Below are 15443 nucleotides of genomic sequence, written 5' to 3'. Positions count from 1 at the left end.
AATTTGGCGTCATCCGATATTCTCGTGTTCGCGTACTTCCTGCACACATTGTTACGCGGTCGTTTCCTTCCGTACAAATGCTTTGATCGTGGCACACTGCTGTCCGGCAGACTCACCGTGCGGGCGGATGGTATAGTCACCGACGGCCGCCGGTATGATAAACGTTTCCGCATAGTGCACCACAAACGGTTCAAATGCCTGCGACGGACTTTCCACGATCGCCTCGCGTCCTTCGATCAGGTTGAGCACATTCACCGTATTGCCCGTGTGATGCGGCACCGTGCCGGTAAACCAATGCCGCCGCGTTTCGATGAACTGCGATGCGTGCAGACCCGTCCGCTCTTCGGTCCAGCCGTCGCCTTCGGCAATCTTCTCTACCGCATTGACCAGGTTCTTTTTCGTCCACTCCGTCTGGCGGTCCCATTGAATGACTTTCTCGCCGTGATCGATGTGGATCGGGCGCGGCTTGCCGTCAAGCCCTAACCGATCCCAGTCCCACAGCTTAAAGGTGAAGATGTACGGCGTGGCACTGATTTCCAGCACCATACTGTTACGCCCCGAGCAATGTATCGTACCGGCGGGAATAAGCACATGGTCGTGTTTCCTGACGGCAAACTTATTGACGTATTTGTCCGCGTCGAACTTGCTTGTCTGCTGTGCTTCGCGCAGCTTGCCGATCATCTCCGAAGGATCGATATCGTTCTTCAGTCCGAGATAGACCACCGCATCTTCGCGGGCATCCAGCATATAGTAACTTTCGTCCTGCGTGTAGTCCAGTCCGAAGTGCTCTTTGATATATTCTTTTGTAGGGTGTACCTGCAGGCTCAGGTTGCCGCCCTCGATGGTATCGAGAAAATCGAAACGAATCGGGAACTCCTTTCCAAAACGTTGGAAAACATGCTGACCCAGCAATGCCTGCGGGTAGGCGAACACCAGGTTGATGGAAGGTATCTCCACCACATGCTGACCGAATTGCAGCAACAGGCTGTTCTCCTCGGGTACACAGTCAAAACACCAGGCAAAATTCGCCGCCGATTTGTCGAGGTCGCATACTTCTTTCATCCACTGCCCGCCCCATGGGCCCGGGTCGAAGAACGGCACCACACGGAAAGGTCTGTTCGATGCCAGCTTCAGCCCGCTCATAACGGAGGTGCCGCGCACGAGCTTCGGCGCGTCGTGTTTGTTCGTATCCAACACATAGTTCCAGGAATCCATCAGGGTTTGTTTGTGGCGATCCAGAACACGCCAGTCGATAAAGAACCCTTGTTTATATTGCTGCGAGAACGTAGCCTGCTGGTTATGCACGCCGAGGTTGTTCACCTCGTGCCGGCGCATGCGCAATTGGATCTCCCACCGCGCCATGTCGGCATATACCAGGATATCACCCCGGCCGACCACCGCGGCGGCGCCCGCGCCCACTACCACGGTTACGCCGTGGCCGGAGGCGACCTGATCGTTGAGCGTCCTGGCAGCCTTTGGAATAAAGTAATCCTGGATCTCCCGTGCCGTCAGCTTGCCAAAAACACGATCGTCTGTCAGATCCGGTTGTACCATCCTGCGAATGTCATCCTCCTGCTTGAAAGCCTCGCGCGTCACGACAAAGGCGTCGTAGGTCAAGGCATCACGCAAGATCTTTTCCAGCGACTCCAAATATACCCCCTGGTAGCAGTCGACCACCAGCACGACGTTCGGCTGACGTTCTCTTTTTTCGGCAATATGTTTTTGAAGTTGTGCGCATACGTGCTCCCAACCCGCCCAACAGTTTTCGCCTGTAGCCTCCACCGGGATCGCCGGATATTTGTCATAGTTTGACGTTGCCTTTGTTTCCGTACGCTCGGTTGCTGCTGCCAGCTCGCTTCTGTTCGTCATGTCGCTCTTGTCTGTCTTTTTAGAATTGTCTATATATTCAAACATGGTAAAGGGCATCCCAATCCACCCTGCCGGAATTTACAAAAAAACGCAGCCGGCAGGTCAAACCCTTTTTCCATGGGGTGCTCCCGACGCCGTTTCCGCACATTCCTTAATCCAATGTTCATCTTGTCATAACATGTGTGTATGTATGAACATTGTACCGATGCCAAAACTAGCGCAATTGTTTGAACCGCCAAAAAAAGGCGGATCTTTTTATACCAGCGGAGCAACAGCGGGACTATTTTGTTCACGGCACGGGCCGTCCTGTTACTTTTCCTGACAGCCTTCGGCTCACTGTGTACGCAATGTTTGCGGGCACAGGCCGGAATACATTTTCTCTGCGTTTGTATGCTCCCGACCAGGGTAGCGCAAAGAATTCCGTACCTTTAAACATTCCTTTGTTTGCAAAGTTACGGCGGGATGCCCGGGAACTGTTGAATACATTCAGCATCCCGCACCGCCAGGGTCCGGATTGCCGGGGATACCGGGATGCGGAGAATAACGATGACGAAGGAATCGCTAATGGATGTTTCTCAATGACCCGAAAAAAAGCAACAGTCTTTTCAGCCTTGTTCCTGGCGACGGCATTATCCGGTGTATTTTTTACAACGGGCTATCCGATCGTTTTTACGTCGGGTGAACTCGAAAAGATCAGTTCCGGTTACGACAGCGCGGTATTCAACCCGCTGAAGTGTTATGATATGAGCGACGGAACCTGGGCGGTTTATCTAAACATCGACAAAAGTGATTTTAGCGAGCTTACTTCTGCGCTGCCACCGTATAAATTATGGAAGGTAATTGATGTCGCGGCGTTAAAGAACATACAGGCAACCTGGAACTTTAAACCCACGGGCGGCGATATGGCTACCGTTGCCAGCTCGATGATCATTGTCCACGACCAAAAAATAGTGTTTGAGGCCGGAATCGTTCTGGATGAAAATGTTGTCGGGCTGCAAAGCCGAGAATTTGGATGGGCTGAATGGGCCGGGGAAGAAAATTTTACCAAGAGTCTGAAAGACTTCAAAAAGGTTCTATCCCCAGTTGTCTTTCTCTAAGCATTTGTTAGATTGAGCGCCCGAAAAAAAAGCATAACGAAAAACAACAATGACGAAACACCTGATCTTATATGTTCCCATGCTGCTCTGGCTCATGGGGTGCGACAAAAAGGAGATATTGAAGACCAGTCAAATGGAGCAGATCCGGGTGGAAGAGAATATTCCTGCACAAACATCCAATGCTACGATCATCAGTGATCGCGAGGTGGTAAAGCAGTTTGTGGAAGCCGTCAACAACGGCGAGCTGGAATCGATCAAGTTCTCTCCGAAATGGCGGATCTTGATAACCGACAGCGAGGGCAATGTACATTTGGTTTTCTGTAGCCGGCACGAGTTCAAGTATAAGGGAGAGACCTACAAGTCGGAGGATGACCTTGAGAAGATCCTCCAGCGTCAATGATGCGATCGTTCGTGGGTGACCCCGCGACTGATCTACCCGTGGGCTTCTCCCTGGAGACTTGAAGCTCACATTACTGTACGGCGAGAGAACCGGCCCGAAACCGGCTACTGTCGCCGATCTATCCGGCGGCCACGCCCGGCACCGCGCAGTCCTACCAATACCCTCCACAGAGTTTATGGTCTTTCCCAGGAGTATACCCTGAAAAATCCGGTATAGTACCTCTTTACAGATTTAATATTCAATAGATATCCAATAGTTTAGTAAGTTTATTTCAATAGATATTCAATAGTATAATAGATATTGAATATCTATTTGAAATACTTTTTTCCTTAAAATTTAAATTATTTAGTATATAGACAGATGTCTGTCTTTTCCTAAATTCGGCTCAGACACCGTTATCATTTTGGATGTTGTCTAAAACCCTCTCGTTACCCGTAAAACCAATCGATTATGCCCTTTCTGGAAGGACCATTTGCCTTTACCGGCAAGCTTGACATGTTGAGCGCTTACCGCATGCGCGGCGTCGACAAGATCGTCGTTCGTCGCAAAGGCGGTCCCAGCCGCGAAAAAGTAAAAACCAGTCCCAGCTTTAAAAATACACGCCTGACGATGTCGGAGTTCGGCGGCTGCTCCCGCCACGGCAGTTATGTGCGGATGGCGTTGCTTCAGATCCGGCATCTGTCGGATTATAATTTTGGCTCCGACATCAACAGCGTCATGCGCCAGGTACAACTCCGTGACGGCACCGGCGAGTGGGGCCGTCGCCGGATCACGCTCTCCGAGCACACGCGGTTGCTGGAAGGTTTCTCCACCACGCGAAAAGCCCCCAGCTTCGACTCCATCGTGCGGGCGCCGATATACTATACCCTGGATCGGCAAAAACGTTCGGCGCGTGTGGATCTCCCCGAGCTGCTCCGCGATATTAATTATTTCCCGCGGAACAACCACGCGATGTTCCGCCTGACCATCACGTTGGGCATTGTGCCGGACGTGACCTTTGACGTGCCGTCTAAAGAATACCTGCCGCCGGCGTGGTATAGCATGGCATGCCATTCCATCAGCGCTTCGACGCCCTGGAACCCTTCGTTGGAAGGTATGGATTCGACCACGCTGGAGCTCGCCATGAACATGCTTCCGCCGGACGATTCCTGGACGTTGATGCTCTCGATCGGAATCGAGTATGGCGCGTTTCACCGGCATGGAGAGATCGCCGAAGTACGACGCTTTGGCGCGGCGAAGATCATGGCCCTGCAGGGAAAGAACGGGGCGTCCGGCGAGAACGACGCAACGGGGGAACCGGGCGAGGACACGGCGCTCATAGAGGCTGTGATGCCGTCGGAACATGCCCTTTCTCCGGCCCCGGAAAGCCGCCACGACGACGTTCCGCCTCCGGCAATACGGTATGTATACACGGCGACAACAGAATCTGTTACAAAAAGACAAGAGCCCAGGGTTTATCACTATACCGTGCCGGCAACTATATCGAAAGATGCAGACACAGCCTGCGACGGCGCGACGAACAGCGCGCCGCGTCGTGTGGGTACGCGTATAAAAAAAGTATGGCCGGATGAGACGCTCAAACCGGCCAGACAGGCTCCACTCGTAAATAAAAGATCCTATAGAATATGCAGCGCCTGCAATACTTCTACGATGCCGTTGGGCAGCGCCACGCCGCTAAAGAATATTCCCACGCAAAAGACCTTGTGGTCGGATGCCGCGCGGCGGATGGCCAGGGGCAGCGAGCTTACCGACAAGGCGGAGAACAACAGGGCAAACAACACGGTGAGCAGCAACGCGACGGCGGGCTGTTGCACCACGAAGAGCAGCGCCATGACCGGCACGATCAGGAACAGGCTGCCGTAGAAGGTCCTGCGCATGCCCAGGCGCGTCACGACGTTGCTGGCGGGCCACGACGCGATGGCTGACAGCACTAAGATGTATACCAGCAGCACCCGGCCGTTGGCGGCGTATAACCAGGCGCCTATGCGGGGTTGCAGCACATCGGGCAACAGGTTGAACAAGACTGTGGTGGCCGTGCCCAACGCTATACCCAGAAAGAAGATATAACTATAGCGGGCGGTGCCCAGCGTGGCGTCCGCATCCTGCTCTTCTTCTCTGCCGGCCTGGGCTTTGAACAGGTGCAGGGAGTTTTTTTTCAGGGCCAGGCCCGAGAGTGCCACCACGGCGCCGCCCGCCATGAACGTGGCCGGCGCACCGACGTAGTCGATGATGTCGACGATAACGGGCTCCAGGGCGTATACCAGGTTGCCGATGATCGTGAGGAAGGCCATGGCCCGCGGCAGTTGCTCGACGGGCGTAAAGAGCTCCAGCGTGGACAGGGCCGGGCTGGTAAAGATGCTCATGGCGATCAGCCAGCAAACGATGAGGATGGGCAGTACCCACTTGAAGGTTTCGCCGGGGTGTGCCAGCAAGGTGAAGGCGACGGCCATGAAGATCATGGCGGCGAAGCTGATGCCCGCCGAGATGATGGGAATGCGATGGCCCTTCTCGACGCGGTAGCGGTCGCCCAGCATGCCCGCGATGGGTGGTGTGACTGTGAGGATGATGGCTTCGGCGACGATCAGCAGAAGCGAGAACTGCGTGAATTGAAATTCAACGAGCAGCTTTGGTTGATAGCGTTGGTACGCGATCCAGCCGATGACCACCGAGGCATACAGGGCGGCCAAACTCCAAAGCTGCTTCCACCGGATCTCCGGCTCGGGTTGGGTAGCAGCAAATATTTCCATACAGGGTGTTAGATGCTGTATCTACGTACCCCGGGGGGACAGTGGATTTCCGCACGGGCGGATTATTCCAGGCGCCGCCTTTTTGCCCCTGTTTTCCGCGTGGTCGTATGCGCATTTTCTTTATTTTTGCGGCCTTACGGGCGCCCGCAGTGGCTTTAAACGCAGCAAAAACGGTGCTTCGTGTGACCCCATACCCTATTGATATGCTTTCGACAACGTATAATCCTGCAGAAGTAGAAGACAAGTGGTACCAGTACTGGATGAAAAAGGGCTTTTTCCATGCCAAGCCGACCTCCGGGAAAGAACCGTACACCATCGTGATCCCGCCGCCGAACGTCACGGGCGTTCTGCACATGGGCCACATGCTGAATAACACCATCCAGGACGTGCTGGTGCGCAAGGCACGCATGGAGGGCAAAGAGGCCTGCTGGGTGCCGGGTACCGACCATGCTTCCATCGCTACCGAAGCCAAGGTTGTGGCCATGCTGCGCGAACGCGGCATTAAGAAGTCCGACCTCTCCCGCGACGAGTTCCTGAAATACGCCTGGGAGTGGAAAGAAAAATACGGCGGCATCATTCTCGAGCAGCTGAAGAAGCTCGGCGCCTCCTGCGACTGGGACCGCACCCGGTTCACCATGGACCCCGACTATTACGAGGCGGTACTGGATGTCTTCGTCGACCTGTATAACAAAGGCTATATCTACCGCGGCATGCGCATGGTCAACTGGGACCCTGCGGGCAAGACCGCGCTATCGGACGACGAGGTGATCCACCGCGACGTGCCCTCGAAGTTATACCACATCCGCTACGCCATCGAAGGCAGCCCGAACGAGTATGTCACCATCGCCACGGTACGCCCGGAGACGATCATGGCCGACTCCGCCATCTGCGTGAACCCCGCCGACGAGCGTTACAAGCACCTGAAGGGTAAACGTGCGCTGATCCCGCTGATCAACCGCGCCATCCCTATCATTGAAGACGACTATGTGGCGATGGACTTCGGTACGGGCTGTTTGAAGGTGACGCCCGCGCACGACATGAACGACTACGAGCTGGGCCGCAAGCACAACCTGGAAGTGATCGACATCTTGAACGAAGACGGCACGCTGAACGCCCGGGCACAGCTATACATCGGCGAGGACCGGTTCATCGCGCGGAAGAAGATCGCCAAGGAGCTGGAGGCTACCGGTTTCCTGGTGAAGGCCGACGAGTATACCAGCCACGTGGGCTTTTCGGAAAGAACGGATGCCGTGATCGAGCCGCGCCTGTCGCTGCAGTGGTTCCTGAAGATGGACACCATCACCCGGCCGGCATTGGAGCACGTCATGAACGACGACATTCAGCTGATCCCGCCGAAGTTCAAGAATACCTACAACCACTGGATGAGCAACGTGCGCGACTGGTGCATCTCGCGCCAGCTGTGGTGGGGCCACCGCATCCCGGCCTGGTATAACGCGGCCGGCGACCACGTGGTGGCGAAGACGGAAGCCGAAGCGCTGGCGCTCTTCCAGGCCAAGAACCCGAACATTACCGCCGCCGAGATCCGCCAGGACCCCGACGTGATGGACACGTGGTTCTCGAGCTGGCTGTGGCCGATCGCGGTGTTCGACACGACGGTGTTTAAAGACGGCAACGCGGGCAACGCCGATCTGAATTACTTCTACCCTACCAACGACCTGGTGACCGCCCCGGAGATCCTGTTCTTCTGGGTGGCACGGATGATCATCGCGGGCTACGAATACCGCGGCACCATGCCGTTCAAGAATGTATACCTGACGGGCATCGTGCGCGACAAGCAAGGCCGCAAGATGTCGAAGTCGCTGGGCAACTCGCCCGACCCGCTCGACCTGATCGCCAACTTCGGCGCCGACGCGGTGCGTACGGGCATGCTGTTCAGCTCGCCTGCGGGCAACGACCTGTTGTACGATGAGAAGCTGATCGAGATGGGGCGGAACTTCAACAACAAGGTCTGGAATGCCTTCCGGTTTTTGAAGGGCCTGACGGTAGCCGACATACCGACGCCGGAGGAAAATGCCACCGCTGTCGCCTGGTTTGACGCGCAGCTGCAAGCCTCGCTGACAGAGCTGAACGACCACTTCGGAAAGTTCAGAATGTCGGATGCCGTGAATGCGGTGCGCAAGCTGGCGTGGGACGACTTCTGCTAGTGGTATATTGAAGCGATCAAACCGGAGTTTGAAAAGCCCATCGACCGGGCGACGTATGACCGATCCGTTGGTTTCTTCGAAACGTTGCTGAAGGTGATGCACCCGTTTATGCCGTTCATTACCGAAGAGCTATGGCACGAGCTGCAAGAGCGCACCGAAGACGACTGTGTGATCAAGGCTGCATGGCCTGTGGTGAGATCGTTGGCACCGCGGGAAGACGACCTGATGCTGGAAGCACGGCTGGCGTTCGAGATCATTTCCGAGGTTCGGAATATGCGCAATGCGAAAGGCATGTCGCCGAAAGAGGCATTGACACTGCTTGTAAAGAACGGTGAGACGGTACCGGTGAAGGCGTTCTGGCCGGTAGTGAAAAAGTTAGCGAACCTGGATGACATCCGGTTTGTGCCGGAAGCACCCGCGGGGCAGTCATCGCCGTTCCTGGTGCGGTCGACGGAATTCTTTGTTCCGCTGGAAGGTAAAGTGGATCCTGAAAAGGAACGCAAGGAACGTGAGGAAATGCAGAAGGAATTGGTTTACCAGCAAGGCTTTTTGGAAAAGGTAAATCAGAAGCTTTCGAATGAGAAGTTTGTGGCCAAGGCGCCGCAGAAAGTGCTGGATGATGAATATAAGAAGAAGGCGGATGCCGAGGCGAGGATCAAGGCTTTGGAAGAGGCATTGAGCAGGTAATGACTGGTGACCGGGCACCGGTCTGAAGACCGGCGCCAGTGTTTGGGCTAATAAAAAAGGCTCTCTGAGATCATCAGAGAGCCTTTTCTTTTCCTGATTGGTGGAAAAGAGAGCATTACCATTCCAGGAAACTATGCCGGAAAATCATACATGCGCTGCCGGGCTGCCGAGGTGTAATGCGGCGGCCGGGGAGGACGGGTGCTTTTCAGTATCTAGTGGCTTGTTTCACGGGCGGGATGGGCCGGGAGCACGGATGCCCTATCGGTTATCGTCGCCTGGTCCTCAAGGGCGGTGAAGTAACACTTGAGGAGATGAAGGGATGCTGATTAGATTCTTTGGGCAGTTTTTACAGTGTGCTTGGGAGCCTCCTTTTTGGTATAGGTAGGGCAAGTGTACTGGCTGCACGCTGAGATGAAAGCTGCTAAGAGTGCGAATGCAACAATCTTTTTCATGTTATAGAATTGGTTACTAACAAAAATATGGTTCTTTAATAAGAAAACAAACGTCAAAAGATGCAATCAGCGTCGTTTTCTTACTCCACCATCAAATTGCATCCCCGAATGTCGCTGTTATCCATCCGTCCCAGCACCTCGAATACACCTGATCCGTACACTTTTCCGAGGTCTTCGGTTTCCAGGAACGAAATCGTCTGGTAGTTTGCCAGGTCGACGACATTAATCCCTGCCGTTTCTTCAAGTAACCCCTTGCGCAACGGATCTGTTACTTCGCGGCCTGTGATCCGCATCCAGGGCGGGCATTCGAAAGTATATTTCCCGGTCGTGTACGCCTGGGACAGCAATTCGGTCATGCCGTACTCCGAGTATACCGGCTGCGCGTGCAATCGCTCGTAGAGCGTCTGGTGCAGCGCGGCCCGGGTTATTTCCTTGCGGCGTCCCTTCATGCCGCCCGTTTCGAAGACCAGGCAGTGGCTCAGGTCAACATCGTGCTTTTCGGCCAGGTCCAGCAAGGCAAATGATACCCCCCACAGAATGGTCTTTTTCGGGCTGTTCCGCAGCTTTGCTACATCGGCCAGCAGCTTGTCGGTTTGATGCAGGTAGTATGCCGAGTAATCGGACTGGCTGTTTTTGATGAAATAATCCATCATGGCGATGAGCGACGACCCTTGCCGCTCGAGGTACGAGGGCAGCAGGGCCAGGAAATGGTAGTCTGTGAGGGGGCCGAAAAAGAACTCAAAACACCGCTGCGCGTGCTGGTGATAAAACGCCAGCTGCTCCACGCCGTGGCGGCTGGTGCTGGCGCCGGTGGTGCCGCTGCTGGTAAAGGTGACTTCAGGAGTCCATTGGCCGGTCTGCAAAAAATGGGTCTTAAAAAACGATATGGGCAGGAACGGCACGTCCTGCCAGTGGCCGACAGCCGCCGGGGCGACGCCCAGGTGGCGGATGAAAGCGGCGTACACCGGGTTGTTGATGGCTTGAAAACGGAATACCTCCAAGGCAATATCGTTGAAGGTATCGTCGTTTACCGAGTATAATTTCGATGCAAAATTTTTAAAAGTATCCAAGCGTCGTTAACTTGACCGGGTCCAAAAATACGGAAATGAGAGTTATAAAAAGTTTGTGCCTGTTTGGTGGTTTGGCGTGGATGATCAGTGCCTGCTTTGAGTCGCCTGAGTATCCGAATACGCCGAAAATAGCCTATGAAGGTGTCTCTTTCCGCGAGGTGAATGGTTCGGATACGCTTACGCTGGCCCTCTCGTTCCAGGACGGCGACGGCAACCTGGGGTTGGACGCAAACGACCCGCGCTACCAGGCGGCCCCGTTCAATTCGTACACATACGCCATCAAGAACAATCAGCCCGGTGGCTATGACACGGGCATCGTGCCGTTCCGTATTTCCGACGACGACACGGAAGCGCTCGACCTCGACCGGATCGACTTTATACGTCCCACGGCGCAAAACCAGGGGGTGCTGCTGACCGACAAGGCCCTGGCCGACCCGGCCTATTACGCAACCATGCCGGCCGATGCCTATCCCAACACCTGTACAACCTATCACTTCGACTCGGTCTATGTGCTGGAGAGCGACAACCTCATCGACGAGACATTTACGGTCAAGAAACGGATCGCCGTGCAGGGCGACAACCTGCTGAAGATCGAAGGCCGTTTTGTGGTCGCACGGAACCCTACATCATTCAACATTGAAGTAGATTTCGAATATTTTCTGATCGATGCCACCCACCCGGACGGGGAATGGATCGCGTATGACTGGACGAAGGATAGCCAGGATAAGATCTGCGCACCGTCGTTTGACGGCCGCTTTCCCGTCCTGACCCGGGACGACGGCTCGCTGGATGGGACGATACGGTACCACATGGTGTCCGAAGGTTTTGTCGGCAACTTTGGGATGAGTACGCAGCTGCGGCTGACCGTCAAGATCCGCGACCGCGAGCTGAATGACAGCAACACCATCACGACGCCGCCCTTTACGCTCGCTTCCATCCGCCGCTAATGGCCATACCCGGGCGACAGATCACGCTATAGCATTTTGAAGTATAAAAAATAAGCCGGCTAAACCGGCTTATTTCTTTTATCGATACAATGACGGGAACTTGTCGGCGTCTGCTTCGTGCATCATTTCATACACGGTCTCAAACACGATTTCCGGATTGGGCTTTGTAAAATAATCGCCGTCCGATGCATAGGCCGGGCGATGTTCGCGCGCGGTGATCGTTACCGGCTTGGCATCCAGGTAACGGTAGGCGTTCTGTACCTCGAGCACCTGCTGCATCATGAACGAGCTGGCGCCGCCCGGTACATCTTCGTCGGCGAAGATGACACGGCTGGTCTTCTTGACCGAATCGGCAATGCGGTGGCTTACGTCGAACGGCAGCAGGGTCTGCGCGTCGATCACCTCGCACGAGATGCCTGCCTGCTCCAGGGCTTCGGCGGCTTCCATCACTACACGGCACATCGACCCATACGTAACGATGGTCACGTCGGTGCCTTCGCGCAATACTTCGGGTACACCCAGGGGGATCGTAAACTCGCCGATGTTGTCGGGAATCCGTTCTTTGAGGCGATAGCCGTTGAGGCATTCGATAATCACCGCGGGGTCGTCCGACTTCAGCATGGTATTGTAAAAACCGGCTGCCTGCGTCATGTTGCGGGGCGTAATGATATATATACCGCGCAGACTGTGCAGCAGCATGCCGATCTGCGAGCCGGCGTGCCATACGCCTTCCAGGCGGTGACCCCGGGTGCGGATGATCAGCGGTGCTTTCTGGCCGCCCTTGGTGCGGTATTGCAAACACGCCAGGTCGTCTGACAATGTCGGCAACGCATAGATAAAATAATCGAGGTATTGTATCTCGGCAATGGGGCGCAGGCCGCGCAGCGCGGCGCCGATACCCTGGCCGATGATGGTACATTCGCGAATGCCGGTGTCGGTCACGCGCAGCTCGCCGTGTTTGGCTTGCAGTCCGGCAAAGCCCTGGTTTACGTCGCCGATCTTGCCCACGTCTTCGCCAAAGGCCAGCACGCGCGGGTCGCGCGACAGCGCGGCGTCGAAGCATGCCTGCAACACTTCGCGGCCGTCTACGATGGACGAATGCTCGCTGTATTGTGCGGGTATGATCTCTTGTTTGATGGCCGACTCATCGGACTGGCTATACAAATGCGAGCTGTAGCGGCCGTGGTTGTCGTCTTCGGCCGCGGTCAACCAGGCGATCAGCGCGGTCCTGGCGGCATGGCTTTCTTCCCGGAACAACCGCAGCGCTTTCTTCGCGGCACGCATGGTGTCGAGGCGTGTGGCGTTGATGGTGGTCGTCAACTCGTTGCGCAGCAGGGCTACCTCCTCGCCGTGACGACTCTGGCCTTCGGCTTGTTCGAGAATGGTCGTTACCTGCAGCTGGTCGCGCTTGACATCTTCGGTAAAGGCTTTCCACGCTTTTTCTTTCGCCAGGCGCGCTGCTTGTTTGGCTTCCTTCTCGATGTCGTCGAGCTCTTCGGGCAGGATCATGACTTCCTGGACGAGCCACTCGCGCATCTTCTTGATACAATCGTGGTCGGCTTCCCACGCCAGGCGCTCTTTGGATTTATAGCGCTCGTGCGAGCCAGACGTCGAGTGTCCCTGGGGTTGTGTCAGCTCTTCGACGTGCAGCAGCACGGGTATATGTTGCTCGCGGCAGATCTGCTCGGCACGCTGGTAGGCTTCCATCAGGGCGGGATAATCCCAGCCGTTGACGGTCATGATCTCAAAACCGTTTTCGGTTTCGGTGCGTTGCAGGCCGGCGAGCATCTTCGAGATGCTGCCCTTGGTGGTATGATACTCTTGTGGTACGGAGATGCCATAGCCGTCGTCCCAGATGGACGTGAGCATGGGCACCTGCAATACGCCGGCGGCGTTGATGGCCTCGAAGAACATGCCTTCGGATGTCGATGCATTTCCAATCGTGCCGAACGCGATCTCGTTGCCGTTAACGGAGAAGTCCGTATAATGGTGCAGGCCGGGGTTGTTGCGGTATAATTTAGAGGCATATGCCAGGCCCAGCAGGCGCGGCATCTGCCCGGCGGTGGGCGATATATCGGCGCTGCTGTTCTTTATATCGGTCAGCCTGCGGAAGTGCCCGTGCTCGTCGAGCGTGCGGGTGCCGAAGTGACCGGTCATCAGACGACCTGCCGTGGAAGGATCTGCCACGAGGTCGGTATGGGCATATAACTGTGCAAAGAACTGCTGTATGGTCAGCTCACCGATGGCAAACATGAATGTTTGGTCACGGTAGTAGCCGGAACGGAAGTCGCCAGTGCGAAACACTTTTGCCATCGCAATTTGTGCGAGCTCCTTGCCGTCGCCGAAGATACCGAACTTGGCCTTCCCCATAAAGACTTCCTTGCGGCCGAGAATACTGGCCTCGCGGCTTTCCAACGCCAGGCGATAATCGGAAAGGATCTCTTTCACTTTCGCCTGTGTGAATCGGGTCTTTGCTTCTTTAATCGCGCTCAAGATTTCCGGATTTTAGGTGCTGTGTTCAGATCAAAAATAGACAATAGTTTTACGTTTCAAAAGCCTTTGGCCGGCGGGGTTCTTCGCAACAGCTCATTTTCGAAGGCGGGCATACAAATTTTATTTCGAGAATAGTACTTCCCCGAAATTTTTCTCGAAGGAAAGGAACATTGACAGGCAATTATTCCGATTAAAAATCATCTTTTCCCAACTCCGTATTTGTGAACAGGTGGCTGCTATATTTGCACGAAATTCTAAACCATATCCAAGCATGATCATTGGCGTACCGAAAGAAATCAAGAACAATGAGAACCGTGTTGCGCTGACCCCGGCCGGCACACAGGAACTGGTAAAACGCGGACACACCGTATATGTTCAAACGACAGCGGGTGCCGGCAGCGGTTTTCAGGATGACGAGTATCAAAAGGCCGGTGCTACGTTGCTGCCCTCTGCGGCGGACGTCTTCGCAAAGGCCGACATGATCATGAAGGTAAAGGAGCCTGTCGAGCAAGAGTATAAATTGATCCGCAAAGATCAGCTGGTCTTTACGTACTTCCACTTCGCATCGTATGAGCCGCTGGCCAAAGCGATGCTCGAAAGCGGAGCGGTATGTCTCGCATATGAGACTGTAGAACGTGCCGACGGCAGCCTGCCGCTGCTGGTGCCGATGTCGGAAGTAGCCGGCAGAATGTCTATCCAGGAAGGGGCCAAATACCTCGAGAAGCCGCTGAAAGGCCGCGGCATTCTGCTCGGCGGCGTGCCGGGTGTAAAGCCTGCCAAGGTACTGGTGTTGGGCGGCGGTGTAGTCGGTGCCAACGCGGCGAAGATCGCCGCCGGTATGGGTGCCGATGTAACGATCGTCGACCTGAACCTGAACCGCCTGCGTTACCTCGACGACGTGATGCCGAAGAATGTACATACGCTGGTGTCAAACGAATATACTATCCGCGAGCAGGTAAAAGAATCCGACCTCATCATCGGAGGTGTATTGGTGCCGGGTGCCAAAGCACCGAAGCTGATCACCCGTGACATGCTGAAGACGATGCGTCCCGGCACGGTGCTGGTAGACGTAGCGGTAGACCAGGGCGGTTGTATCGAAACCTGCCGTCCGACGACACACGAAGACCCGACCTTTATCATCGACGATGTTGTACACTATTGCGTGGCCAACATGCCGGGTGCCGTGCCGTATACTTCTACGCTGGCATTGACCAACGCCACCCTGCCCTATGCCATCCGGTTGGCCAACCAGGGTTGGAAGAAGGCCTGCCAGGAAAGCCAGGAGCTGCGCCTGGGGCTGAACGTTATTCAAGGCCAGGTCGTGTATAAGGCTGTTGCCGATGCATTCAACCTGCCGTATACGGAGGTAAGCAAATACCTGGCGTAATGGTACGACCGCTGTCGCGGCGGTAAAGGTAAACCGCCCACCGGCGGGTAAACCTGCCTTCGGCAGGTAAACCTTACACCTAAAACATAGGTCTTTTATCCACAAGGGCCTTCCTGCCAACAGGAAGGC

The 15443-nt window shown here is 55.2% G+C and carries 8 protein-coding genes and 1 pseudogene; 5 read left to right on the top strand and 4 right to left on the bottom strand.

Annotated features, from left to right (window positions below):
- Positions 1-51: 51 nt before the first annotated feature.
- Positions 52-1869: a class I mannose-6-phosphate isomerase gene (locus KK078_RS04850; protein WP_254089123.1), complete on the bottom strand. Its 1818-nt coding sequence runs from the start codon at positions 1867-1869 to the stop codon at positions 52-54.
- 227 nt (positions 1870-2096) lie between these two features.
- On the opposite strand from KK078_RS04850, the gene KK078_RS04845 reads away from it, so the two are divergent.
- Complete coding sequence (locus KK078_RS04845; RefSeq protein ID WP_254089122.1) at positions 2097-2966, top strand: hypothetical protein; 870 nt, start codon at positions 2097-2099, stop codon at positions 2964-2966.
- A gap of 49 nt (positions 2967-3015) precedes the next feature.
- Positions 3016-3366 (top strand): hypothetical protein, encoded by a 351-nt coding sequence (locus KK078_RS04840; protein WP_254089121.1) that lies wholly within the window; start codon positions 3016-3018, stop codon positions 3364-3366.
- 1616 nt (positions 3367-4982) lie between these two features.
- Here the strand turns inward: KK078_RS04840 and KK078_RS04835 are convergent.
- Positions 4983-6113, bottom strand: coding sequence for an MFS transporter (locus tag KK078_RS04835; protein WP_254089120.1), 1131 nt, complete (start codon positions 6111-6113; stop codon positions 4983-4985).
- 203 nt (positions 6114-6316) lie between these two features.
- On the opposite strand from KK078_RS04835, the pseudogene KK078_RS04830 reads away from it, so the two are divergent.
- A pseudogene (locus tag KK078_RS04830) lies at positions 6317-8965 on the top strand (valine--tRNA ligase).
- 532 nt (positions 8966-9497) lie between these two features.
- Here KK078_RS04830 and KK078_RS04825 read toward each other — a convergent pair.
- On the bottom strand, positions 9498-10487 hold the full coding sequence (locus KK078_RS04825; protein ID WP_254089119.1) for an acyl transferase: 990 nt from the start codon (positions 10485-10487) through the stop codon (positions 9498-9500).
- Between the two features lie 35 nt (positions 10488-10522).
- On the opposite strand from KK078_RS04825, the gene KK078_RS04820 reads away from it, so the two are divergent.
- The gene (locus tag KK078_RS04820; protein WP_254089118.1) at positions 10523-11434 is read left to right on the top strand and encodes a hypothetical protein; all 912 of its coding nucleotides are present in this window, start codon (positions 10523-10525) and stop codon (positions 11432-11434) included.
- A 78-nt stretch (positions 11435-11512) separates the two neighbouring features.
- Here the strand turns inward: KK078_RS04820 and KK078_RS04815 are convergent, their stop codons facing one another.
- Entirely contained in the window at positions 11513-13927 is a 2415-nt protein-coding gene (locus KK078_RS04815) for an alpha-ketoacid dehydrogenase subunit alpha/beta (RefSeq protein ID WP_254089117.1), read from the bottom strand.
- A 271-nt stretch (positions 13928-14198) separates the two neighbouring features.
- On the opposite strand from KK078_RS04815, the gene ald reads away from it, so the two are divergent.
- A complete protein-coding gene (gene ald / locus KK078_RS04810; RefSeq protein WP_254089116.1) occupies positions 14199-15314 on the top strand; it encodes an alanine dehydrogenase in 1116 nt (371 codons plus the stop codon).
- Positions 15315-15443: the final 129 nt, after the last annotated feature.

Origin of the sequence: Dawidia soli, from assembly GCF_018598185.1 — a bacterium.
GTDB lineage: Bacteria > Bacteroidota > Bacteroidia > Cytophagales > Cyclobacteriaceae > Ohtaekwangia > Ohtaekwangia soli.
The sequence above is the reverse complement of the archived record's forward strand: the minus strand, read 5'-3'. Positions and strand labels throughout refer to the sequence as shown.

Excerpts from the sequence above, each read along its gene's own strand:
- KK078_RS04840 (WP_254089121.1), top strand. The coding sequence starts at position 3,016 with ATGACGAAACACCTGATCTTATATGTTCCCATGCTGCTCTGGCTCATG.
- KK078_RS04850 (WP_254089123.1), bottom strand. The coding sequence starts at position 1,869 with ATGACGAACAGAAGCGAGCTGGCAGCAGCAACCGAGCGTACGGAAACA.
- KK078_RS04820 (WP_254089118.1), top strand. The coding sequence starts at position 10,523 with ATGAGAGTTATAAAAAGTTTGTGCCTGTTTGGTGGTTTGGCGTGGATG.
- ald (WP_254089116.1), top strand. The coding sequence starts at position 14,199 with ATGATCATTGGCGTACCGAAAGAAATCAAGAACAATGAGAACCGTGTT.
- KK078_RS04835 (WP_254089120.1), bottom strand. The coding sequence starts at position 6,113 with ATGGAAATATTTGCTGCTACCCAACCCGAGCCGGAGATCCGGTGGAAG.